This is a genomic window from Virgibacillus oceani, from assembly GCF_014638995.1.
Classification (GTDB): Bacteria; Bacillota; Bacilli; order Bacillales; family Amphibacillaceae; genus Virgibacillus_E; species Virgibacillus_E oceani.
In genome coordinates, this window is the sequence record NZ_BMFR01000005.1 from 47834 (window position 1) to 70841 (window position 23008).

23 protein-coding genes are annotated in these 23008 nt (G+C 40.8%); 4 read left to right on the forward strand and 19 right to left on the reverse strand.

The genetic code is table 11. From position 1 onward, the window contains the following. Position 1: 1 nt before the first annotated feature. The 9 genes from IEV74_RS08265 to IEV74_RS08300 form a co-directional block, all read right to left on the reverse strand. Positions 2 to 1972, reverse strand: a complete 1971-nt coding sequence (locus tag IEV74_RS08265) for a beta-galactosidase (protein WP_188454908.1) — start codon at positions 1970 to 1972, stop codon at positions 2 to 4. Between the two features lie 64 nt (positions 1973 to 2036). After that, positions 2037 to 2801 carry an alpha/beta hydrolase gene (locus IEV74_RS08270; protein ID WP_188454909.1) on the reverse strand — a complete coding sequence of 255 codons (765 nt, stop codon included), beginning with the start codon at positions 2799 to 2801 and terminating at the stop codon, positions 2037 to 2039. Positions 2802 to 3609: 808 nt separating this feature from the next. Continuing rightward, positions 3610 to 4710 (reverse strand): glycoside hydrolase family 172 protein, encoded by a 1101-nt coding sequence (locus tag IEV74_RS08275; RefSeq protein ID WP_188454910.1) that lies wholly within the window; start codon positions 4708 to 4710, stop codon positions 3610 to 3612. Between the two features lie 33 nt (positions 4711 to 4743). Continuing rightward, positions 4744 to 5331 (reverse strand): KpsF/GutQ family sugar-phosphate isomerase, encoded by a 588-nt coding sequence (locus tag IEV74_RS08280; protein ID WP_188454911.1) that lies wholly within the window; start codon positions 5329 to 5331, stop codon positions 4744 to 4746. A gap of 2 nt (positions 5332 to 5333) precedes the next feature. Further along, on the reverse strand, positions 5334 to 6353 hold the full coding sequence (locus IEV74_RS08285) for a LacI family DNA-binding transcriptional regulator (RefSeq protein WP_188454912.1): 1020 nt from the start codon (positions 6351 to 6353) through the stop codon (positions 5334 to 5336). A gap of 86 nt (positions 6354 to 6439) precedes the next feature. Beyond that, a complete protein-coding gene (locus tag IEV74_RS19865) occupies positions 6440 to 6571 on the reverse strand; it encodes a hypothetical protein (RefSeq protein WP_268233832.1) in 132 nt (43 codons plus the stop codon). Positions 6572 to 6586: 15 nt separating this feature from the next. Further along, positions 6587 to 7927, reverse strand: coding sequence for a sulfatase-like hydrolase/transferase (locus tag IEV74_RS08290; RefSeq protein WP_188454913.1), 1341 nt, complete (start codon positions 7925 to 7927; stop codon positions 6587 to 6589). A gap of 113 nt (positions 7928 to 8040) precedes the next feature. Then, entirely contained in the window at positions 8041 to 10272 is a 2232-nt protein-coding gene (locus IEV74_RS08295) for a DUF6259 domain-containing protein (RefSeq protein WP_188454914.1), read from the reverse strand. Between the two features lie 2 nt (positions 10273 to 10274). Continuing rightward, positions 10275 to 10490, reverse strand: coding sequence for a hypothetical protein (locus IEV74_RS08300; RefSeq protein WP_188454915.1), 216 nt, complete (start codon positions 10488 to 10490; stop codon positions 10275 to 10277). A gap of 23 nt (positions 10491 to 10513) precedes the next feature. Here IEV74_RS08300 and IEV74_RS08305 point away from each other — a divergent pair, with 23 nt between their 5' ends. Continuing rightward, complete coding sequence (locus IEV74_RS08305; RefSeq protein ID WP_188454916.1) at positions 10514 to 10723, forward strand: hypothetical protein; 210 nt, start codon at positions 10514 to 10516, stop codon at positions 10721 to 10723. A 57-nt stretch (positions 10724 to 10780) separates the two neighbouring features. Here the strand turns inward: IEV74_RS08305 and IEV74_RS08310 are convergent, their stop codons facing one another. From IEV74_RS08310 to rbsK, 10 genes are all read right to left on the reverse strand, one after another. Continuing rightward, entirely contained in the window at positions 10781 to 11599 is an 819-nt protein-coding gene (locus tag IEV74_RS08310; protein ID WP_188454917.1) for a carbohydrate ABC transporter permease, read from the reverse strand. 21 nt (positions 11600 to 11620) lie between these two features. Further along, the gene (locus IEV74_RS08315) at positions 11621 to 12511 is read right to left on the reverse strand and encodes a carbohydrate ABC transporter permease (RefSeq protein WP_188454918.1); all 891 of its coding nucleotides are present in this window, start codon (positions 12509 to 12511) and stop codon (positions 11621 to 11623) included. A gap of 84 nt (positions 12512 to 12595) precedes the next feature. Further along, positions 12596 to 13951, reverse strand: coding sequence for an ABC transporter substrate-binding protein (locus IEV74_RS08320; protein WP_188454919.1), 1356 nt, complete (start codon positions 13949 to 13951; stop codon positions 12596 to 12598). Between the two features lie 518 nt (positions 13952 to 14469). After that, on the reverse strand, positions 14470 to 14742 hold the full coding sequence (locus IEV74_RS08325) for a hypothetical protein (RefSeq protein WP_188454920.1): 273 nt from the start codon (positions 14740 to 14742) through the stop codon (positions 14470 to 14472). A gap of 32 nt (positions 14743 to 14774) precedes the next feature. Continuing rightward, positions 14775 to 15722 carry a formylglycine-generating enzyme family protein gene (locus IEV74_RS08330; protein WP_188454921.1) on the reverse strand — a complete coding sequence of 316 codons (948 nt, stop codon included), beginning with the start codon at positions 15720 to 15722 and terminating at the stop codon, positions 14775 to 14777. Between the two features lie 19 nt (positions 15723 to 15741). Beyond that, positions 15742 to 16689, reverse strand: a complete 948-nt coding sequence (locus tag IEV74_RS08335) for an acetylxylan esterase (protein ID WP_188454922.1) — start codon at positions 16687 to 16689, stop codon at positions 15742 to 15744. Between the two features lie 370 nt (positions 16690 to 17059). Then, positions 17060 to 17869 (reverse strand): carbohydrate ABC transporter permease, encoded by an 810-nt coding sequence (locus tag IEV74_RS08340; protein WP_188454923.1) that lies wholly within the window; start codon positions 17867 to 17869, stop codon positions 17060 to 17062. A gap of 16 nt (positions 17870 to 17885) precedes the next feature. Further along, positions 17886 to 18773, reverse strand: a complete 888-nt coding sequence (locus IEV74_RS08345; RefSeq protein WP_229683101.1) for a carbohydrate ABC transporter permease — start codon at positions 18771 to 18773, stop codon at positions 17886 to 17888. 87 nt (positions 18774 to 18860) lie between these two features. After that, on the reverse strand, positions 18861 to 20129 hold the full coding sequence (locus IEV74_RS08350; protein WP_188454924.1) for an ABC transporter substrate-binding protein: 1269 nt from the start codon (positions 20127 to 20129) through the stop codon (positions 18861 to 18863). Between the two features lie 93 nt (positions 20130 to 20222). Next, positions 20223 to 21146 carry a ribokinase gene (rbsK, locus tag IEV74_RS08355; protein WP_188454925.1) on the reverse strand — a complete coding sequence of 308 codons (924 nt, stop codon included), beginning with the start codon at positions 21144 to 21146 and terminating at the stop codon, positions 20223 to 20225. A 613-nt stretch (positions 21147 to 21759) separates the two neighbouring features. Here rbsK and IEV74_RS08360 point away from each other — a divergent pair. From IEV74_RS08360 to IEV74_RS08370, 3 genes are all read left to right on the forward strand, one after another. Continuing rightward, positions 21760 to 21954: a hypothetical protein gene (locus tag IEV74_RS08360; RefSeq protein ID WP_188454926.1), complete on the forward strand. Its 195-nt coding sequence runs from the start codon at positions 21760 to 21762 to the stop codon at positions 21952 to 21954. A 588-nt stretch (positions 21955 to 22542) separates the two neighbouring features. Beyond that, entirely contained in the window at positions 22543 to 22710 is a 168-nt protein-coding gene (locus IEV74_RS08365; RefSeq protein WP_188454927.1) for a hypothetical protein, read from the forward strand. 49 nt (positions 22711 to 22759) lie between these two features. Beyond that, the gene (locus tag IEV74_RS08370) at positions 22760 to 22951 is read left to right on the forward strand and encodes a hypothetical protein (RefSeq protein WP_188454928.1); all 192 of its coding nucleotides are present in this window, start codon (positions 22760 to 22762) and stop codon (positions 22949 to 22951) included. Positions 22952 to 23008: the final 57 nt, after the last annotated feature.

Consider the following 23008-nt stretch of genomic DNA (forward strand, 5'->3'; position numbering starts at 1 on the left):
CCTATTTACTAAATTTCACAATCAGCACATCCAATCCTTCAATACCAACTTCTCCAGATACTTTCTTTTCCTGAATGACATCAACCCCATCTTCAGGTAAAATAACATGAACCGGCTCCCTATTAATGTTTATATAAAATGTATAGCTGCACGCTTCATTCGATCTAGTAGAAACGTACACTCCCGCTGGCAATAGTGTAACGGATAGATTCCTTTCCTTTGCAATATCCGCCAATAGGTCATAGGCAAGCTCACTATTCCCCATCACGCCAGCATAATAAACTACCCCCTTCCCAAAATTATTCTTTGAAATAGCGGTTCTGCCTGCATAAAACTTTTCATTATAGGTTGCAAGCGACTCCGCTGTTTTCGTATCAAGCATGTCCAGCCAAACTTTTACAGGATAGTCCTTTCCATTATAAGTAATGGAATTTGCATATTTATCTGGAAGCACTTCAAATTCGTCAACCGCAACACCTGCCATCTCCCCAAGCAGCCCCGGCCACGCCATCTCATGTGTTGTGTTTGACCATGTCTTCATACCGCTTCTGGCACCGATGATTAAACAACCGCCGTTTTCTGCATACGATGTAAAATTCGCATGTATTTCATCACTGATCATTGCCATGGACGGGGCAATAACCATTTTGTATTTCGATAAATCTGCTGTTGGGTCTACTAAATCTGCCGTAATCCCTAACCTAGTTAATTGTCTGTAATAGGTTAAGAGATGTTCCCTATGGTCAAAATTCTTGTATTGTACATGAGCCTCAAATGCCCACATCTGGTCATAGCTGTAAATGAGGGCAACAGGAGCCTCGACAGTTGTTGAAATTAGCTCACTACCAAACTTCTCCAGTTCATTTGTTACCTGCTGGACTTCATAATACGGTCTTCTAGGTGTACCATCATGTCTGAGCAGTCCATTTGGATTCTGTTCACCGCTGTATTTATTTGATCTCCACCGGTAATACATGACACCATCAGAACCCCTGGCAATATCCTGGTATGTCCACAAGCGGATCAATCCAGGCTCAATAGCCAAATTATAATCACTATAGTTAAAATAGCCATTCTTTTGTTCCATTACCCAGTGACCCTTGCCTTTGACAGCCCGGTAATGGTCATGTAAAAAACACTCAATATTATTATCCCCGTCAACGTGCGGATAGCAGTCCCAGCTGATAAAATCAAGTTTCTCTGCAAGCTTGTACGCATTTAATTTCGGATACCAGCCCAGCATGTTATGGGTAATAAAATGATGGGGTGCATAGCTTCTAATAATATCAACCTGCCGATTCAGGTGATTGACAGTTGAATCGGAGCCAAACCGGGTAAAATCAAGCTTCTGACTTACGGATATGGTTAACTGATCTGCAGAAGGCAACGTCACTTCATCCCATTCATGATAAACCTGACTCCAAAAACAAGTACCCCATGCATCGTTTAATCCCCCCAAGAAACCGTATCGATCCTTGAGCCAGTTCCTGAATGCGACCTGACATTCCCCGCAGTAGCAATCCACATTTCGCAGTTCGTTGTCAATCTGCCAGCCGATAACTGCAGGGTTATTTGCGTAATGCTTTGCCATTTTTGTTACAATACGATTTACATAAAAAATAAAATCGGAGTTATTATGGCAATGCATACCGCGGTCACCATGAATTCTGCCAAAGCTATCGGTCCGAACAACTTCCGGATGTTTATGCCGCAGCCAAACCGGTGACGCTTCAATTGGCGTAGAAAGGATAATCTGCAATCCTTCACCTGAAGCCAGCGCAATAAAATCATCAAGCCACGCGAAATCAAATTCCCCTTCCCTAGGCTCTAAAAAAGACCAGGACAGCTCAGCCAGCCTTAATACTTTTATTCCCGCTTCTTTCATTAAATTTATGTCCTCATGCCATCTTTCCCTTGGCCAATGATCCGGATAATAGCCTGCACCGATCGATATCGTTTCCGCTTGTTTCAAAATAGATTTCCTCCCCTGTTCCTAATTAAAACTATCATAATGAACAGCTGGCATTTTCACAGAACTATTCACTTTTTAATGGAAGCCAGTTTAATACATCTTTAATTTTTCTATCCCAATACAGCCAATTATGGTCACCCGAATCAAACTCTGTTTTTAAGGGATAGCCTGCCTTCTGACATAAATCCTTAAAACGAATATTATCCTCATATAGAAAATCCTCTGTTCCGCAGCTCTGGTATATTAACGGAATTTTACTGCCTGATTGTTGATGTTTTTTCAGAAGCCACAGCAAATCATTTTCCGTTCCCTGAATATCCTGTTCTCCAAAGATCCATTTAAATTCTTCGTTTCTGTCTCCTGATACACGTTTGGTAAAACTCGCAACATCAAGTGCCCCTGACATACTAGCCGCTTGAGCAAATTTATTAGGAAATCGCAGTGCCCATTTCAATGCGCCATAGCCTCCCATGGAAAGTCCCGCAACAAAGTTATCCTCTTGCTTATCTGAAAGGGGAAACATGGAATGAACCACATGTGGTAACTCCTCCGTTAAAAAGGTCCAATACTTCCCCCCCTTATCCATGTCTGTATAATAGCTATGACCTACCTGTGGCATGATGACTGCAAGCCCCATGTTCTCCACGTATCTTTCCAACGAGGTAAGTCGTGTCCATGTTGTGTGATCATCCATGTAGCCATGAAGCAGATAAAGGACTGGATGACCCTTTCTTCCATGACCAGCTGCCCGTTCCTGTGGCAGGATAACTGTCATGGATGTACTTATCGATAATATCTCCGAAGTAAACTCACATTTTAGTAACGCCACAATTAACATCTCCTTTAGTTTTATCTTTAAATTAAGATGTTTTCGTAAAAGCATCACACTCGAGCGAGATCCACCTCACTCGAGCGAGAAGCAACCGAACTCGAGCGACAATCCAACTCACTCGAGCGAGATCCACCCTCACTCGAGCAAGATCCACCCTAACTCGAGCGAGATCCACCCTCACCCGAGCGACAATCCACCTCACTCGAGCGACAATCCACCTCACTCGAGCGACAATCCACCTCACTCGAGCGACCATCCACCTCACTCGAGCGACCATCCACCTCACTCGAGCGAGATCCACCCTCACTCGAGCGACAATCCACCTCACTCGAGCGAGATCCACCCTCACTCGAGCAAGATCCACCCTAACTCGAGCGAGATCCACCCTCACCCGAGCGACAATCCACCTCACTCGAGCGACAATCCACCTCACTCGAGCGACAATCCACCTCACTCGAGCGACAATCCACCTCACTCGAGCGAGATCCACCCTAACTCGAGCGACAATCCACCTCACTCGAGCGAGATCCACCCTCACTCGAGCGACAATCCACCTCACTCGAGCGACAATCCACCTCACTCGAGCGAGAAGCAACCGAACTCGAGCGACCATCCACCCATAATATTCGAAAAAAATAAACACTCATTTTACGAAAACTGTCAAATATAAGGCAGCAAAATTTACAAATAGAACCATATACCCGCCATGCCTTCTAACCCTTCAATAGAAAAAGCCCCTGCAACCCTTCGTAATATATGATTACATGGAAGTTTTGCAGGAGCTGTATACTTTAAACGATGCTAATTAATAATCAAAACACTTTTTCAAATCCGCTTCATTTTGCGGTAAAATATCCGGCAATGGCAGGCGATCTTTTACAGGCAGAATCGGATGTATCGTATTGTGTGGTTCTGTTTGATACCAATAGGCTGTACTTGAATAATCATCACTTCGATGGTTATTATGCCCATGCTCAATCGTAACCTTAATCGATTTGTCGAACATAACCGGATCTTGAATATGATAACGATAGGCAGAAATTTTACCAGCCCAGTTCGGATCCCCGCCAAGGATTAATCCATGATATGGGGTGGATTGCTCCTGCTGCGGACACCAAGCAGTATTGAAGTAATCCTCCATTCCTGTACCATGAAGGGATGGCGGCCATGCTTCCCCATCGATGAAGATCATGTCGTCTCCTTCACCATACCAATTCCATTCCTGCGTATATCTCAGGTTATGAATATTTAAATTGCAGCCGACATAATGCCCTTTTCCTGCTGCATCTAAAATGACATAGTTTTCGTCACCTGTTGTATTTTTACCTCCGAAGCAATAGATAGCGTTGGAAACTGTTTTATCATCAATACCTTTCGTCAATTCACGTTTCCACAATGCATGAAAACGTAGCGGGCTATCAATTTCCTCCTGATAAACCTCGTAATCTACGTAAAAGTAAAATTTAATCGGATCATCTGCATTGCTTTCAATTTCGATTCTGGCATTTTTGCCAAAAGGCATTGGGAAAAAGCAATTTAATGCCCGTCCATCCTCAGGGCTCATTTGTAATGGGGCTGATGAATAGTTCTTTGTGATTCCGTGACCCATGCCAAAGAAATCCCCAATCGGTGCTTGTACACTCGGATTCTCTTCCCCATCCCAATACATTCTTAAGACAACTTTACGGTGCAAATACTCCTCCACATCATCATCTAATGGTGCCATCGTCATCCAAATATGTGTGATGCAGCCGGAGCCCTCCAGTTCACAAATATCCACTGCATCACCCGGGTAAATTTTCAAAAAGTCTCTGTTGCCGCCGGTAGTATCATAGCTTGATGCACGCTTTCTTTTACTGTCCCGTACGCGATATAAATCTCTTAATGATGTTCCTACAAATGACATAATCGTTCATTCTCCTTTATCTTTGATAGTCTGTTAGTTTGATAATTTTTTGCCTAGACTTCCGCCCGGATGGTACAGGTGGAAATCCTCATTTTTAAATTCCTTTGCTTTAGATAGTGCTACTGCCAAGGCATCCCCAATTACAAGTGTAAGCGTCGAGCTTGTTGTTGGAGCAAGTCCCAGATGATCGGCTTCTTTCGCATAGTGATACGTCAGTGCTACATCGCTGTTTTTAGCCAATGTTGATGCCTTTTTTGACGTAATAGCTATTTTTTTAGAGCCAATTTTTCCCAATGAAGGAAGAAGACTTAATACTTCTGCAGTCTCACCACTATTGGAAATCATAATAACGACATCTTCCTTCTCGATCATACCCAAATCACCGTGAACACCCTCCGTACTATGTACAAAAAACGCCGGTGTTCCAGTACTGGAAAGAGAAGCAGCAATCTTCTTGCCCATATGCCCGGATTTCCCTACTCCAGTAATCACAACTTTTCCTTTGCTGTTTTGAATTAATGAAACAGCTTCTTCATATTCAGGACCCGCCTGATCCGCAAGCGCTTTAATAGCATCCGCTTCTACTTCTATGGCTTGTTTAACATCGTTTATTATTGTCATTGCTACTTCACCTCTTTGACGTTATTTTCATAAATATCCAGTTTAGGCGTGAATATTTCATGCGTTGCCTCTTTTTCTTTATTTGCTAATCGTTCCAGTAAAATTTCACCAACCCTGACACCCATTTCATATGGTGATTGTTTGACACTTATAATGCCGGGTGGTTTTAGCAATTGAGCAATTTCTGTTTCACCATAGGAAGCAACTACAATGTCATCGGGTACCGTTAACCCCATTCGAGACAGCTGCAGAACTGCTCCATATGTCATCGTATTATTAAAGGAAAGGATTGCAGTCGGTTTTGTATCTCTTTCGAAAAATTTAGCAACCGCTTCTTCCCCATCCTCCTGTATGAAATTGCCGTTAAATACAAGATCAGCATTCTCTTCCATTCCATATTCCATGATTGCTTTTTTGTATCCCATATAACGTTCCATACCGGTACTTACCTTTAATGAACCATTGATCACACCAATATGGCGATGACCTTGTTCAATTAAATATTTCGTAAGCTGATATGCCGCTTCAACGTTATCTTCTACCACAAAATCCAAATCAACTAACTGGTTCTCTAATTTTCTATCGATTAATACTACCGGCACTCCTGCTTGCTGTATCTTTGTAATGTTTTCATCGTCTTCACTGGATGTAGCAAGCACAATCCCCTCTACCCTATTCTCCAGAAGAACCTTCAGCGTTTTCTCCTCCTTGATAGGGCTTTCATCTCCACTTACGAAAATCAAAACATAATCCTCATTTTGGATGACATCTTCAATACCTTTTGAAATTTTCATAAAATAGGGGTTGGAAATATCCGGTATAATGATTCCTATTGTATTGGTCTTATGCATCTTAAGACTTCTGGCAATGCCATTCGGCCGGTAATTCAATTCCTTTGCCACCGAGAAAACCTTATCCTTAATTTCCGCACTTGCATAGCCGCTTCGATTTAAAACCCTTGATACTGTCGCCGTTGAAACCCCCGACTTTTCCGCAATATCCTTAATCGTTACATTCGCCAATGGACCACTTCCTATTAAATTGTGTAATCGTTTACATATACTATATAATAGATCCACTAAGCTTTCAACTGTTTAATGATAAGTTTTTAGAAAAATTCAGGCAATGCTAGTGATGTTTTGGATGTACTGCCGATATTTCGTTCTCCTGACGATATTCCTGCTCTCCCGCCGATATTCATTCTTGCTCTCCTGCCGATGTTCCCGAATGCTCTGCCCATTTCACCAAATCCTCCTCAAACCACCTCAGGCTCATACGAAGATTTCACTTCATCGTGCAAAAGCTTTTCCCGTCTTGTAGGAAGGTTATCTCTGTCGTCATCGACCATCCTTGCATGAAGCATCAATTCAACTAATTCACTTCGCAGTTCCTTAAAATCCTTATGATTATATAAATTAGTCATTTCGTCCGGATCATTGATGAGATCATACATTTCTCCATCTTTTAAATTGGCGTTATACCAGAGCTTGTGCTCCCTTGTTCGAATTCCCATTGTGCCATCACCGTCAGCAAGTGTCACATAATCTCTGACTTCCCTCCCCGCTTCTATGGACGGTACCAATGAATGCCCTGGCAGCGTTACATCTGGTTCTAGTCCCATTATGTTAAACAGTGTTGGTACAAAGTCGATGCTTGATGCCAGACCCGTAATGTTTTCTCCTGCTTTGAATCCGTCTGGATAGCGAATCATGAACGGAACCCGAATTTCCGATTCATAAGCTGTTGCCGCTTTATTGAATAAGTTATGCTCGCCCAGCAATTCACCATGGTCTGACGCAAACACAATCAATGTATTTTCCAGCAGATTTTTTTCATTTAATTTATCGTTAATCATTCCCAGGCAATCATCAACCATTTTCAATAAACAAAAATGACCCGCGATTCCCTTCCGCATTTTCCCCTCGGTCATGTCTCCAAACATATTTTTAAACAGATCACGGCGTCTTCGGTATGCTTCTGATTTCGTTTCATATTCATCAGCTGATCGATTTGCCGGTAATGGAACATCCTCAGGCTTACAGAAGTCCAAGTATTTTTCTGGCATAACATATGGTTCATGCGGCGCGTGAAAACCGATAAACATAGCGAATGGTTCAGTATCATTTAAGCGTTCCAATGCATCACAAGCCCTTCTTGCAACATGGATATCATAATAGTTATCATCCGATTCCGGGGATGCTTCCGGATTAAAATGATTCCACCCATCCTGCTCACCAAATGATTTTCCAACTGGAACTGGAATATGAAAGCTTCCTGCATGCACCATATGCGTCTTCCCCACTGAAACACAGCGGTATCCGTATTCTCGCAAAAGCTGCATCCACGTTGTCTCGCCTTCCGTACTAAACTTCCTATTGCCGCTGACACCATTCCTCCAAGGCTGTCTTCCTGTCAAAAAGGTATGCCGTGAAGGGACACATGGTGATGCCGCGGTAAAAAAGTTAGCAAACGATACAGATTCACGCTTGAGCTGTTCCATATTTGGAAAGTCCGCACAAGGGTGGCGGTTTTCACCAATTACATCTGCCCGCTGCTGGTCTGTCATGATAAATACAACATTCATGTTTTTCTCCATTTCTCATACCTCCCTCCGAATTATTTTTCCAATCCGTAAATCCAGGCTTATCCGAAAAACTTCCATTTCAGCCACGCTCCGTTTTAATCCTTTCCATCTGCCCCAATGACTTTCTAAAAAATTTCCAATTGAATAACACTTTTTCCGGTAATATCCAGTTCAATATTTTTTACTTCATTCGAATAGATACCAAACATTTTCTCCCGATTCGTTTCATTAACCAGATAAACAGCATATTCATTTTTAGCTAATGAATAATTGTTTAAATCCAAATCCAGCTTGATCCTTTGTGGTTGATCGGTGACATTGGCAAAGAACAGGCCGATACCTTCATCACGGTATTGCCATGCAGAATGGACAATAGAATTTACGGTTAATTCCCCCGAATCATGAAATTCATTGAAGCCTTTGTCACAGTTATAATGAAACCAATCCAGAGAAGTTTTATCGCAGACAAATTCTAGTGGCCGCAGCATTTTCCCATAGGCCAGATACTTGTTGCCATGCCCGGTTCTTAATCTAGCAAACTGGGAAATATACGTTGCCCTTTCAGGTGAAAATTCATAACCTGCCGTATCGAATGAATAGTAATGTTCCGCGGCACCATTTTCCTTTCCTTCGATTGCTTCCATTGGACTGTACTCATGATTCAGCTCATATAGGCCGCCCCAAAGATACGTCCGGGCAACAGTAAAATAGAATAAATCGCCTATCTCCTCAACAACCTTTCCCCAGCCGTCCAATCTTACTGCACCATATTCATGATAAACATACGTAAACATTGGAATCAGTTCTGCATCGCCTGTCTTCAGAAGTTCTCTTACATTCCATCCTTCCAGCGGTGCTGCGGGTTGTGCCCCGGCCCGTGCCTGATAAAAGTCCAGCACATCCAGAAAAATTTCATTCATCATTTCCGTCCCCATTGGAATATAATGGTCACCGGCTTTTTTCATCATTGCTTCTTTCGTCTTCAAATAATTTTCTCTGTAAGCCATCGTGATTTGCCTTCCCGCTCCCACTGGATGCCCATGTGATTCATCCATGCAAACCTTCAAAATATTGTTGGCAGAAATGTCATAATAAATAGCATCCACATTTGCTTCTTCCTGAAGTGCTTCATCACGCCGAACGTGAAGATCTTGTACAAAAGTATCTGCCGGGCATACAAATGGAAATGGATACTGATCGATGCTCATTGAAGAAGAAGGTATCTGCTGCATTGCCTTCTTTCCTTTATCCCCATCCGCTCCTGCAAAATTAAATAAATAATCGAATTCAAACGGGGCATATTTATCGCCAAAGCTTTCCATAGTCTTGATATTTTTTTGGTTAAATTTAGTCGGGAACCAATCCTCTAGTCCCCCTGGAAGATTGTTTCCGAAATCCTGTGTTTTATTTGGCCAATCGGGACCAAGGATATGAAATAATTCGGTATCGATATATGCATGATATTTTCTAATCCATTCCGAACGATCACTCCCAGCATTTATACCAAATGTTGAAAGTCCTATATCCTCCAGCAGCCATTTAGCTTTAATTGTTTCATCAGCATCAGCAAGAACACCTTTCTGACACCAAAATTGTGAAGTCGCCCAATCTTTATAAATATCCGCTCCTTCATACCAGTCCTTGCCTTCCAGTACTTTCACAGCAACTGGATAGTGAACAGTAATTCCTTTTTGTTCCCCTATGTCCTCACACCCATGAATAAAGGATGCTTCCAATAGTCCGTTAGCATTTTTATAGAAATTCAGCCATTTGGCATAACCTTCACGATCATAAGCAGCGAAATATAAACCGCCTTTATCCTGACCGTAATAGCTGAAAAACTGCATCGTCGAACCTGAAAAGCCTTCCGGATAAGGCATGTATCGAAAGCCATTCCAATCCTTCGTAAAGCTGGCAAGCGGATTATGCACCCGAAAACCCGTAGCAAAACTATGGGCTACATAATCAGCTTTCCCCTCTTCGGTTATCGCACCGATATTGGAAACAATCGGATACTCCAAGCTGACGATTGGTTTATCCGATTGATTATGTACGTTGCTATAGAAATGAAGTTCATCAGAATCGTTATTCAGCTGTACCTTAGCAGTAACTGTTAGCTGATCCGTTACTTCCCAGGTGAAATTATATCCGGATTCCCCGTCTGCTAACTCCATTGCTGCATAATTAAACCGCTGAAAATCACTGATTATCTTATCTCCCTGTTCCAGACGAAAGGCAGCAGCATCTCTTTTTTGGGGAATGTATTCTATCTGTTTTTGTTTATCAAAAATACTGCTAATCCAGCCTGCTTCCTTATTAAATGATATCGACACATGATCATTCTCCAATACAAGCATCGTCAACCTCCTAAATAGTCAGAAATAACCTTAATTTCCTTCAATTGTTTCGATGTCCATCCGACTTGATCAAATATCGTATTGAATTTACGGAATTTCCGATTATAAGCGTTAATGCTCAGCAATGTTTTTATACTAATCCGAAGCCGTTCGGGATGGTAGACTACATGGGCTTTGTCTATAGCACCCTTCAATTCATCGAAATTACGCTTCTGCAAATAAGAAAAAAGGATGATCCCTAGTGAAACTAATTCGCCATGGATCAAATGCCTTCCCGTTACATGTTCAAAATTTCGCCCCTGCACTTAACGTCACTGCGGGATTATCCATGATAAGTCTGCTTGAACTCTGCACTAGTCTCATTAACCGCTCCAAGCCACGTTTGGACAGAGAGCCAATTTCCAGTGGGGATTGGCTCTATTATGATTACAAAATGATGCAGCTGCTGTAAATGCGTATGTTATCACCGTACGCAACATCTATAGTCAACATTCACCACCCCCAACAACTATTTAATACCGGAAATTTTGATCCCTTCAACTAGATGCTTTTGGAAGATAAGGAAGAGAACAACTACCGGGATAACAGCAATGGTTGACCCCGCCATAATCATCGCCCAATCGTTTCCCTGATCAGAACGGAAATAGGCTAACAGCTGCATGATTTGATACAGTCTCTCATCGGAGATGGTCATAATCGGCCAGATTAATGAATTCCAGTAGCCTAAAAACGCCGTAATACCAACCAGTACGAAAACAGGTACGGACAATGGGAGGAAGATATACCAATAAATCTTGAACCGATTTGCCCCATCAATAAACGCCGCATCCTCAAGCTCTGTCGGTATGTTCAAATAAAATTGCCGAATTAAAAATACGTTCATTGCCGATGCGATACCTGGAATAATCAACACATAGATCGTGTTGAGCATATGCAACTTTGCAACAACAATATACGATGGAATTAGAATTGCCATCGATGGAATAAATAGTGTCATAATAACGTATAGCCACCAGAAGTTTTTCGTTGGAAATTCCAGCCTTGCAAATACGTATGCTGCCATTGAATTGATAAAGATAATTAATGTTGTTGCAACTACTGCTACAAACAGCGTCAATCCAATTGACCGCATAAATGCTGGATTTTGCAATAGCTCTATATAGTTCGTTAAAATCCATTCTGATGGAAAAAATTTGAATGGATACGAAAGTACTTCTGACTCTTTTTTGAATCCAGCCATCGCCATCCAAAACAATGGGAAAATGGATATTGCTGCTACAAGAAACCCAATTATCTTAAAACTATACCTGCTTACTTTTTCTTTCATATGGTACACCTCCTGGATTGTTTAACTATCCATCTTTTTCGAGTTAAACAGTTTAAATATGACGGCAGAGATCACTGCCAGAATCACGAAAAGAAGCAATGCTGATGCTACTGTATAACCCATATAAGGATCCTTGGTGAAATGAGTAAATATAAATAGATTTGGGGTCATGGTCTCATTCAAAGGACCACCGCCGGTCATTAAATAAGGTAAATCAAACTGCTGAATCGCACCGGTTACACCAACAACCAAGAGATACAAGAATATATTTTTCAACAAAGGAATCGTAATATAGATCATTTTATGCCAGGCATTAGCACCATCAATTACTGCTGCTTCATAATACGTTTTCGGAATATCATTTAATCCTGCCAGCATAACGAGCGTAGTCAAACCAAAGCCAAGCCAAATTGCTGGGATGGAAATACTGGTCAATGCAAATTTTACATCTGCAAGCCAAGCGACCTGTTCCAATCCTAACGAGGTGATAATAAAGTTAGCCAGACCTCCGTCAAAATCATAAATAAACAGGAAAATAATCGATGCCACTACTCCGGATATGACATGTGGAATATAGATAGATGTTTTTACAAAGCCGCCAAATTTCCCGCCTAGCGTCCGGATCAGATTAGCAAATAAGAATGCCAATATAAATTGGGCAGGAATAACGATTGCAGCGAATTTCAAACCAGTCCACATTGCCTTGTAAAACAATGGATCTGATAAAACACGTCTATAGTTTTCAAAACCAATGAAGATGTTCTCCTGATAAAAGTTCCACTTATAAAAACTGACAAATACAGCATAAAACAATGGAATGATAACAAAAGCAGTTAATAAGCCAATAAGCGGCAATAGCATTAAAAAAGCTGTTTTCTTATCGGATCGATTAATTGCAGACAATTTCTTCATATACCCACCACCCATTTCTCTAATAATTTAGAGGTTTAGATATAATTGCCTATCTAAACCTCTAAATTAAATTTCTACTCGTAATTACTGAAGCCGAGGATTTGTTCCTGCATAATCGTTTGTTTCAATATAATCGTTAATTTCTTTCTCCGCCTGTTTCAGTGATTCGTCAATATCCTGTCCTTGCAAATAGACACGCTCTAATGCATTTGCATAAGCTAAACTGATTTCCCATGCATGAATTGGCTCTGGGACAGCATATGGAATAACTTTTTCAAGCAAAATTTTTCTCCACTCATCATTAGATGCTTCAGGGTGATCCTTTAATGCTTCATCGACAGATTTGCGGCCAGTGAAACTGGAGAAGTTAGACAGTTCAAAGAAATCAACCATAATTTCCGGATCCCCCGCAAGGAACCACTCGATAAATTTAGCAGCTTCTTCTGGATGCTTGGAGTTCCCATCTACTACAAATGTCCATCCACCCATTGCAGATGTCGGTTGCTTATAGTTACCATCTGGTGTAGGAAGTGGTGCAACACCAATTTTATCGACTACATCCGCATATTCGTTTCGCAATGCATCAAATGTAAAGGAACCATTAAACATCATTGCCGTACGTCCATCGACTAAAGGCTGAATTTCCGTGTACATTCCAGGCTGCTGTTTTGGAAAAATTCCTTCATCATACAAGGTTTTCCAGAATTTAAATAGCTTCTTGTAGCCTTCGTTGTTAATCGTTGCTTTAGACCAATCATCACTAATTGGCAACTGGCCGGTCATTGCTTGAAGACCCCAGTGAGACCATGCCAGATCATTCGTGTTACCTGCAGCTGTCAACCCATATCTGCCATCCTTGGAAAGCTTTTTGCCATATTCAATTAACTCATCCCACGTTTCAGGTGGCTGCTCCGGATCAAGTCCCGCTTCTTCAAAGAAATCTTTTCTGTATAGTAAAATGGAGCCCGGTTCAGCGTTAAATGGATATGCGTAGTGCTTGCCATCAAACGATACAAATTCATTGGCAAAATCGTGAAGATCCTCAAAAATTGCTGGATCAACATATTCATCTAACGGTTGAATTTTCCCTTGCTGTGCAGAAAAAACAATACTGCCGTAGTTCATTGTCATAACATCCGGTCCAGTACCCGCAGCTTGAGCGGCTTTAACTCGCTGTTCCCAAGCATCCCCTGCTATAAAGGTAGCTTTAACCTCAACTTCATCCTGTGAGGCATTGTATTTATCAATCCATTTATTAAACCAATCCGCCTTGCTATCGCCCCATGAAACCCAAAAATCGATAACCGTTTTGCCCGATTCTGTCTCCTCCGATTCCGCACCGGCACTTTCTCCCTCTGGGCCCGTCCCTTTACATCCGGCCATTAGAATAACTAGCGTAAATAATGAAACCAAAACGACGAACAACTTGTTTTTCCTCATAATTTCTCCCCTTTTTTGTTTGACTTAAAAAATGTTTTCCGATAAGACAGCTTTAAATGGGAAATCACCCCTTTCAATTTTTGATTAAATATTTTTGATTAAAGCTTGATGTGTAAACGTATACATATGTAATGGAAGAAAAATGTGTAATCGTTTACACATTGCATTAAAAAAATATAAAATTAAATGAAAGGGTTTTCAAAAATCTTATAAATCTAATATATTATACTATTGATTTTTTATCAATACTTTTTTCATTTTTCTAAAAGATATTTTACAAGTACGTGTTGTTGTAGTGTGCGAATTAGCCGGGTTGAGGGGGCAGAGCGTATTTGGAGCATTCTTCGTGAATGAGGGCCGGATCGTATTTGGAGCATTCTTCGTGAATGAGGGGCCGGATCGTATTTGGAGCATTTCCGCTCGTATTTCCGCCGATTTGGATCGTATTTTTCATTTTCGGATCGTATTTCTGATCATTTGGATCGTATTTTACTTAAATCGGATCGTATTGACAAAATTTAGGCGGCCCATCTCTTTTCCTGAAAAAGCATTTTACAAGTGCGTGTATCAGATCGTGCGAATTTCCCCGTGAATGAGTGCCGGATCGTATTTGAAGCATTTCCGCTCGTATTTCCGCCGATTCGGATCGTATTTTCCATTTTCGGATCGTATTTCTTATCATTTGGATCGTATTTCACGCAAATCGGATCGTATTGACAAAATTTAGGCGATCCCAGCACCGCAACACCGCAATACTGCACCATCTCCCACTCGCCGCACCAGAAACTCACAAATTTACCGGCAATGCATCACAAAACCCAGCCTACTCAACATCCATCACACAGCGAAATCCCATATTACCAGTTGAACTATCTGGTGTGTTCGAGCTTCTGGCTGCAACTCTGTACCGATTGCAATAGGATTTATGGCAGAGGTACGACCCGCCGCGTATGGATTTACTTTGTCCGGTTGCTGGGCCGGTTGGATTGTTGGTTAAACTGTTCTTATGAAAGGATGGGTCAAACCAATCCGCACACCATTCCCATACATTTCCTGCCATATTGTATAAACCATAGCCATTTTGCTCATAATGATCTGCGGGACACGTACCGAAATATCCATCACGCTTGGTATTTTTTGTTGGGAATTCACCTTGCCAGATATTGCATTGATGCTTACCATCTACAATCAGTTCATTGCCCCATGGAAAAATCTTTTCATCCAGACCTCCGCGTGCAGCGTACTCCCATTCAGCCTCTGTCGGCAAACGCTTCCCGCTCCATTCACAATAAGCTTTCGCATCATTCCACGAAATGTGCACAACAGGATGGTCCATTCTATCATCAATCGCAGACCCGGGACCTTCAGGATATTTCCAAATTGCACCTTTTACTGCTACCCACCACGGTGTCTGCTGGGCAGTCTGCGGATTTGCCTTTCGTACCTTATCCGTTAAGAAGCTGTAAAAAACAAATGACCAGCCAAACTGTTCTGCTTCCGTTACATAACCTGTGTCCGTTATAAATTTAGCGAATTGTTCATTGGTAACGGCATATTTATCGATAAAAAACGGTGAAACAGCAACTTTCCTTGCAGGTCCTTCCCCATCAGAAGGAAAACCATCTGCCTCATCCGTACCCATGACAAATTCTCCTCCGTCAAGGTAAACCATATTCTCCTTAGAGGCTATTTGTTTCTTGTATAGTTGCTGTTCCGTAAGTGTCTTCGTATCTCCAAAATTATCTCTTGATGCTGAACAACAACTTTTCATAAGCAATCATCCTTTCAGACTATAGGTTCTCATTAATAAATGCAATCGTCTTATCTATGTGTTCGATAATATTCATATCATGTCCGGCAAATGGATAGATTTCCATTGATTTAGGCGCTTGCAGCTGATTATATACACCAAATATCGGTTGAGGCGGACAGATTAGATCCTTTAAACCAACTGAAAAACGTGTTTTACAAGTAATACTGGCTGATAGATTCAAATTGTCAAAGTATGTAAGGTTATCATAAACCAGTTCTATTTGTTCTGGATATCGGTGCAGTAAATTTTCCACAATCGTCAACGACCCTTCCAATTTCTGCTCCATCATTAAAGGAATGTCACACATATTCGGCATATCTGCAATTGCAAGCTTCGGACGATCATCCAAGGCTGCAGCCGCCAATGTGATGCCGCCTCCCATACTCGCACCCATGATACCGATACGTTCAGCATCTATTTCTGGACGGGAGCAGGCGAAATCTACCGCACGAACACCATCCGTATAAACTTTCCGGTAATAATAATCTTCTTTATCCAGAATTCCTTTCACAACCCATGATCCCATTCCATCTGATGCATAGCTGGAGTAATCCCCGCTTCGGCCCTGGCCCCTGACATCCACAGCAATAACCGCATACCCTTGGATGAGCCATTTCATGTACTGTGAAACAGAGCCCTTATTTCCCATATAGCCATGGAAAATAATCAGACATGGCAGCTTTTGCTGATGCTCCCTGGGTAACATGTAAAATCCCTTAATCGGCGTATCGTCAAAACCGTTATAACTTAGATCGTATACTCGCACCTGTTTAATCGGATAATCGATCTCCACTAGTTTTTCATCTAATGAATTTTTCCTAGCTTCTTGAAGTGTGCGCTTCCAGAAAGAATGATGATCAGGCCTTTTTGTTGACTCGGGTATATAAGATTCGAGTTGTTTTATCGTTTCCTTAATATGCTTCATATGCTCCCCCTGATAAAAATGGAATAAGAATTCATCCCATGTCTAATGGACTTCAAGATTTGCTTCTTCCGGCATTGTCTTGGTAATGGTTTCGACATTTTCAATTCATTTTCCCCCTTTTTTTAAAAAATTTTCAACCTTAATCAAACAATTATATACGTCTAGCATCATCTTAATTAAACGCAATTTTGCAAATATTAATTATGCAAGGCTGCCTATCAGGACAGCCTGGACTTTTACCAAAAATTACTTGCTATCCAGCACAGATTGAATCTTCTCACCCACTGTTTTAGCAGATTCTTCACCACTTCTATCTTAACAAAATAACGCCATGATACAAAATCATGGCGTTTTACACGATGCTCGTAATTTATTTAATCCCTGTAGTTTTAACACCTTCAACCAAATGTCTCTGTACGATGAAAAAGAGTATAAATGTTGGAATTGCAGATATTAATGCCGCAGCCAGCATGACACTCCATTCTGTCTCATATCCTCCGCCAACAATATTAGCCAATGCTACCTGAACGACATTTAATTCTTCCTTTTGGTTAATGATCATCGGCCATAAGTAATTGTTCCAATTGGCGGTAAAGAAACCAATCGTCAGCGGAACAATTATCGGCTTTGACAGCGGGAGGACCAGTCTGAAAAATGTACCGGCAATGGATAATCCCTCTACATAGGCAGCCTCCTCCAGCTCCTTGGGAAATTCAAGATAAAATTGGCGAAATAAAAATATCCCGTAAGCGTTAAATATCATCGGAACAATTAGCCCTAGATAGGAATTCGCCATCCCCAGATTTTGCACAACCATATACAGCGGAATCATGATAACCGAAAATGGCACCATTAACGTACTGATAATCCAGCCAAATGTAAAAGTTTTACCCGGGAAATTAAGCCGTGCCAATGCATACCCAGCCATAGCATGAATAAGCATTGCAACAACGGTTACCGTAACGGAAACAATTAACGAGTTCACAATTGCCCGTACGATATTCGTTTCTGAAAAGACTTGTTTTATATTGTCAAAGGTAAAATTACTTAAATGTAAACTCAGGTCAAAAACAGTATCAGGTGTTTTGAATGCACCTACAACTAAAAAGTAAATTGGTGCGATCATAAGAAGTCCGCAAACAATCGCAAAAATAGTCAAGGTACTTTTCTTTAATTTCATTGTCCCCCGAGACCTCCTATCCCTTTTTGGTATACAATCTCAACTGGGCAAGAGATAGTATAAAAATGATAAGGAATAATATAACTGCCAATGCAGATGCATATCCCATATTCAAAAATTCAAATGCTTGTTTGTAAATATAAAGTACACTTACTTCGGTCGAGCTTGCCGGACCGCCGCTCGTCATGACCATGATCTGGTCAAATACCGTAAAGGAAGCGATCATGGTTACAATTAAAATAAATGTGCTCGTTCCTCTCAGCAAAGGGAAAGTGATCGACCTAAATGCCCTCCATGCTGACGCACCATCAATCTTTGCTGCTTCGTAATAGTCTTTTGGAATTTCCTTGATAGAAGCCATAAAAATAATCATGTTGTATCCAATATTGATCCAAAGAATTACTGCGACAATCGATACCAATGCCTGATTCGTAGAGCCTAGAAATTCCAATTTATCAAATCCCAATGAGCTTAGAAATTGATTAAGCACACCGTTTCTTGGATCATACAAAAACATCCAGATAACAGCCGAAATGACTGATGTTATCGCAAAAGGAAGCAAAAACATTGTCCGTGCGATGCTTTGATACTTTTGTTTTAAATTGTTTAAAATAACTGCAAAAAATAAGGACAAGCAATATAGTGCAGGTACGTAAATCAATGTAAACAGAAACGTTCTTCCTACAGATGCCCACCATCTCTTATCAGAAGCCATCTCTATATAATTGTCAAAACCAATGAACACCTTAGGGCTTAGCGCGTTCCAATCATGCAGACTAACATAAAATGCATATATCATTGGAAAAAACACAAATACTGTTAACCCTACCAGGTTGGGAAGTAAAAATGCGTACGCAGTTACTACCTCGTTCCTTTTTCTTCTATTTTTTTTCATGCGTTTCATGAACCATTCCTCCTCGTCAATTTCGAGGTATTTCATAGTTTAGGAAGGATGTCCCCTATTCCGGGACATCCTCTAAGCTTTACCTTTTTATTTCTTGCTATCAAGTATGGATTGAATCTTTTCATCTGCTATTTTCGCTGCTTCTTTACCGCTCATGCCGCCAAACATTACATTTTGCAGTGCTTCCCCAACTGCATCTACTACTTCTGCACCAAATTTAGGCTCTGGAATAGCAGAATCATAGATTTCCTCTGTGAAAACTTTGCGAAGTCCTTTATCATAAAATTCTTCGCCCTCCTCAACGACAGATTGGCGAGGTGCATAGGCAAATTTCGTTTCCGTTACATATTTTAATGGTCGTTCCTTATCGTCACCAACTGCCCACATAACGAATTCAGCAGCTTCCTTAACATGCTCACTATTAGCATTTACAGCAAATTTCCAGCCTCCAGCAGCTGTAGCAGGTTTTCCGCCTTCAGGAATTGGAATTGGTGCCAGGCCAAAGTCACCATCTGCATATTCATTTTCAAGCATAGGAATTGCCCACGTGCCGACAATTTGCATCGCAGCTGTTCCGCCACCTAAATTTCCAATATCTGTTGGGTCTATTTGCAATTTCGATGGAGCTGCTCCCTCTTGGAAGAATGAACCCCAAATATCCAACGCTTCTGCTACTTCCGGTGTATTAAATGTAGACTTTGTACCATCCTCGTTTAAAACACTTCCCCCATTTTGCCATAGGAAAGGATACCAAATGAAATTAAGATAAGCTCCTTTATCTGTCGGAAGTGCAATACCAGCAACCTCATCCGTCGTAAGTTCTTTTGCTGCTGCTAATAATTCATCCCATGTTTTTGGAACTTCCAAATTAGCTTCCTCAAACATTGTTTTGTTGTAATACAAACCAAGCAGCTCCAATTCAAATGGAAGTGCAAGAATCTTATCATCAACCGTTACTGCTTCTAATGCTGAAGGCAGAAAATCCTCTTTTACACCATCTTTGAAGTATGGTGAAAGATCAGCCAACACCCCAGCATCTGCATACTTTTGAAAGTCTCCAGGGCTCGTCATAAAAATATCCGGGCCTTCATTATTTGCAAAGGCAACAGGCAGCTTCGTATTCGAGTAATCTGTTAAGTTACCTGTTGTTGTATATTCAATTTTCACTTCATCCTGCACTTTGTTATACTCATCAACTAACCCTTCGAAAAACTCCTGGTCTGCCTCCGAATGGAAATCAGAAAAAGTAAGTGTTACCGTATCACCGGATTCACCATCAGAATCTGAGGAACATCCAGCCATAACAATCAGTGTTAATACAAAGCCAATCGTCATTAATTTCTTCCATAATTTCATCTTCATTACCCCCTGTTTTAATAAAAAATTTTATTGGAAAGCGTTATCATCATTTAAAAGGTATAACGTATATTCACCCCTCTCAAAATCTGTTTAAGCTTCTAGTTTCTGATTTAGAAAATTATTTACTTCCCCTAAATTAGGAAGTGATGGAATAGCTCCCTCTTTTGTCACGGTTAACGCACCTACTGCATTGGCAAATCGAACAACTTCTGTTAATGGTTTCCCTTGGGTAATTCCAACCGCCAATGCGCCATTAAAGGCATCGCCCGCAGCTACTGAATCAACCGCTTCTACCTGGAAACCTGGAATAGGATGTGCTCCTGTGCCATTAACGATTAATGCTCCCTCTTCTGCAAGTGTCAGGACAACGTTTTCAATTCCTTTGTTTAAAAGGGCATTAGCAGCACGCTCAGCATCTTCTGTTGAATTGATTTTTATGCCAGTTAGTATTTCAGCCTCTGTTGAATTTGGTGTAAGGTAGGTAACCTTACTTAGCAAATTATCGTTCAATTCCTGTGCCGGGGCTGGATTCAAAATGACCGGAACGTGATGATCAGCCGCAATTGTGACTGCCCGTTCAATCATATGTACATCCATTTCCAATTGAACGACCACAATATCTGCAGCTTTAATCTGTGATTCGATTGTCCGCAAATCATCCATTCCATAAGCCATATTTGCTCCCGGAACGACGATAATACGGTTGTTGCCATCAGCCTCAACGGTTACCATGCCAATACCGGTTGGGCTAGTTTCATCCTTTAAAATGGAACGTGTATCAATTTGTTCTTTATTTAGAGCAGCAATCATTTCTTCACCAAATTCATCACTTCCCACTTTCCCAGCCATAATCACATCCCCGCCAAGCCTGGAAGCAGATACCGCCTGATTGGCCCCCTTCCCACCTGGGAACCTTGAAAAGTGTGTCCCAATAATTGTTTCACCATTTTCGGGAGCACGTGGAGTCTGAACAACTAAATCCATCATAAAACTTCCAATAACTAATATTCCCACTTCATCTACACCCTTTGCTGTAATTTACTCGCCAGAACAGATTTAAGATCCGTACCAAACCTAAAATCCTGAATTATGGTTTTCTGCCAAGCATGTTGAATACAAGCGCAAGTCTTTATCTCCGCTACACACCTGTAATCGTTTACACATTTAGATAGAAAATATCTGTAATCGTTTACATATCTATAGTATTAAAATTTGTGAAAAATTTCAATACTTTTTTTTAATATTTTTGTTAACGGGTTGCGGCGGTTGGATCGTATTTTTGATTTTTGGATCGTATTTGGATGGTTTCCGCTCGTATTTTCCCTAATTTGGATCGTATTTTTAAAAATCGGATCGTATTCTTTCGTAATTGGACCGTATTGCCATAATTTAGGAGAACATTGACTGAGAAAATTACTTTATTGACTTGTTCATAAATGGAGGTAATCAAAATGAGAGTGTTAATCGCATGTGGCACGGCGGTTGGATCGTATTTTTGATTTTTGGATCGTATTTTTAAAAATCGGATCGTATTCTTTCGTAATTGGATCGTATTGTCATAATTTAGGAGAACATTGACTGAGAAAATTACTTTATTGACTTGTTCATAAATGGAGGGGTAATCAAAATGGGAGTTAGACCGCATGCAGCGCGGCGGTCGGATCGTATTTTTGATTTTTGGATCGTATTCGGAGGGTTTCCGCTCGTATTTTGCCTAATTTGGATCGTATTTTTAAAAATCGGATCGTATTCCTATGTAATTGGATCGTATTGCCATTATTTAGGAGAAATTCGCCCGATATACGTTATGACTTGTTCATAAAAAGCGAACCAGACCAAAATGGGAGTTAGACCGCATGCGGCACGGCGGTTGGATCGTATTTTTGATTTTTGGATCGTATTCGGAGGGTTTCCGCTCGTATTTTCCCTAATTTGGATCGTATTTTTAAAAATCGGATCGTATTCTTTCGTAATTGGATCGTATTGCCATAATTCAGGAGAACATTGACTGAGAAAATTACTTTATTGACTTGTTCATAACTGGAGGGGTAATCAAAATGGGAGTTAGACCGCATGCGGCGCAGCGGTTGGATCGTATTTTTGATTTTTGGATCGTATTTGGATGATTTCCGCTCGTATTTTCCCTAATTTGGATCGTATTTTAAAAAAACGGATCGTATTCTCTTGTAATTGGATCATATTTCCATTATTTAGGAGAACTTTGACTGAGAAAATTACTTTATTGACTTGATCATAAATGGAGGGGTAATCAAAATGAGAGTGTTAATCGCATGCGGCACGGCGGCCGGATCGTATTCTCTTGTAATTGGATCATATTTCCATTATTCAGGAGAACTTTGACTGAGAAAATTACTTTATTGACTTGTTCATAACTGGAGGGGTAATCAAAATGGGAGTTAGACCGCATGCGGCGCGGCGGTCGGATCGTATTTTTGATTTTTGGATTGTATTTGAATGGTTTCCGCTCGTATTTTCCCTAATTTGGATCGTATTTTTAAACATCGGATCGTATTCTTTCGTAATTGGATCGTATTGCCATAATTTAGGAGAACATTGACTGAGAAAATTACTTTATTGACTTGTTCATAACTGGAGGGGTAATCAAAATGGGAGTTAGACCGCATGCGGCGCAGCGGTCGGATCGTATTTTTGATTTTTGGATCGTATTCGGAGGGTTTCCGCTCGTATTTCCCCCAATTTGGATCGTATTTTTAAAAATCGGATCGTATTCTTTCATAATTGGATCGTATTGCTATAATTTAGGTAATGCAATGCAGGGAAACAACTGCATTGTGTAAATACGAATACATAAAAAAGAAAGCTAATCAACATGTGATTTAGCCTCCCCTTATACT

Coding starts and splice junctions, on each gene's coding strand:
- IEV74_RS08335 (WP_188454922.1), bottom strand. CDS start 16,689: ATGAAGCATATTAAGGAAACGATAAAACAACTCGAATCTTATATACCC.
- IEV74_RS08320 (WP_188454919.1), bottom strand. CDS start 13,951: ATGAGGAAAAACAAGTTGTTCGTCGTTTTGGTTTCATTATTTACGCTA.
- IEV74_RS08275 (WP_188454910.1), bottom strand. CDS start 4,710: ATGTCATTTGTAGGAACATCATTAAGAGATTTATATCGCGTACGGGAC.
- IEV74_RS08280 (WP_188454911.1), bottom strand. CDS start 5,331: ATGACAATAATAAACGATGTTAAACAAGCCATAGAAGTAGAAGCGGAT.
- IEV74_RS08315 (WP_188454918.1), bottom strand. CDS start 12,511: ATGAAGAAATTGTCTGCAATTAATCGATCCGATAAGAAAACAGCTTTT.
- IEV74_RS08370 (WP_188454928.1), top strand. CDS start 22,760: ATGGGAGTTAGACCGCATGCGGCGCAGCGGTCGGATCGTATTTTTGAT.
- IEV74_RS08360 (WP_188454926.1), top strand. CDS start 21,760: ATGGGAGTTAGACCGCATGCAGCGCGGCGGTCGGATCGTATTTTTGAT.
- IEV74_RS08365 (WP_188454927.1), top strand. CDS start 22,543: ATGGGAGTTAGACCGCATGCGGCGCGGCGGTCGGATCGTATTTTTGAT.
- IEV74_RS08350 (WP_188454924.1), bottom strand. CDS start 20,129: ATGAAATTATGGAAGAAATTAATGACGATTGGCTTTGTATTAACACTG.
- IEV74_RS08340 (WP_188454923.1), bottom strand. CDS start 17,869: ATGAAATTAAAGAAAAGTACCTTGACTATTTTTGCGATTGTTTGCGGA.
- IEV74_RS08330 (WP_188454921.1), bottom strand. CDS start 15,722: ATGAAAAGTTGTTGTTCAGCATCAAGAGATAATTTTGGAGATACGAAG.
- IEV74_RS08295 (WP_188454914.1), bottom strand. CDS start 10,272: ATGCTTGTATTGGAGAATGATCATGTGTCGATATCATTTAATAAGGAA.
- IEV74_RS19865 (WP_268233832.1), bottom strand. CDS start 6,571: ATGGGCAGAGCATTCGGGAACATCGGCAGGAGAGCAAGAATGAATATC.
- IEV74_RS08345 (WP_229683101.1), bottom strand. CDS start 18,773: ATGAAACGCATGAAAAAAAATAGAAGAAAAAGGAACGAGGTAGTAACT.
- IEV74_RS08310 (WP_188454917.1), bottom strand. CDS start 11,599: ATGAAAGAAAAAGTAAGCAGGTATAGTTTTAAGATAATTGGGTTTCTT.
- IEV74_RS08290 (WP_188454913.1), bottom strand. CDS start 7,927: ATGGAGAAAAACATGAATGTTGTATTTATCATGACAGACCAGCAGCGG.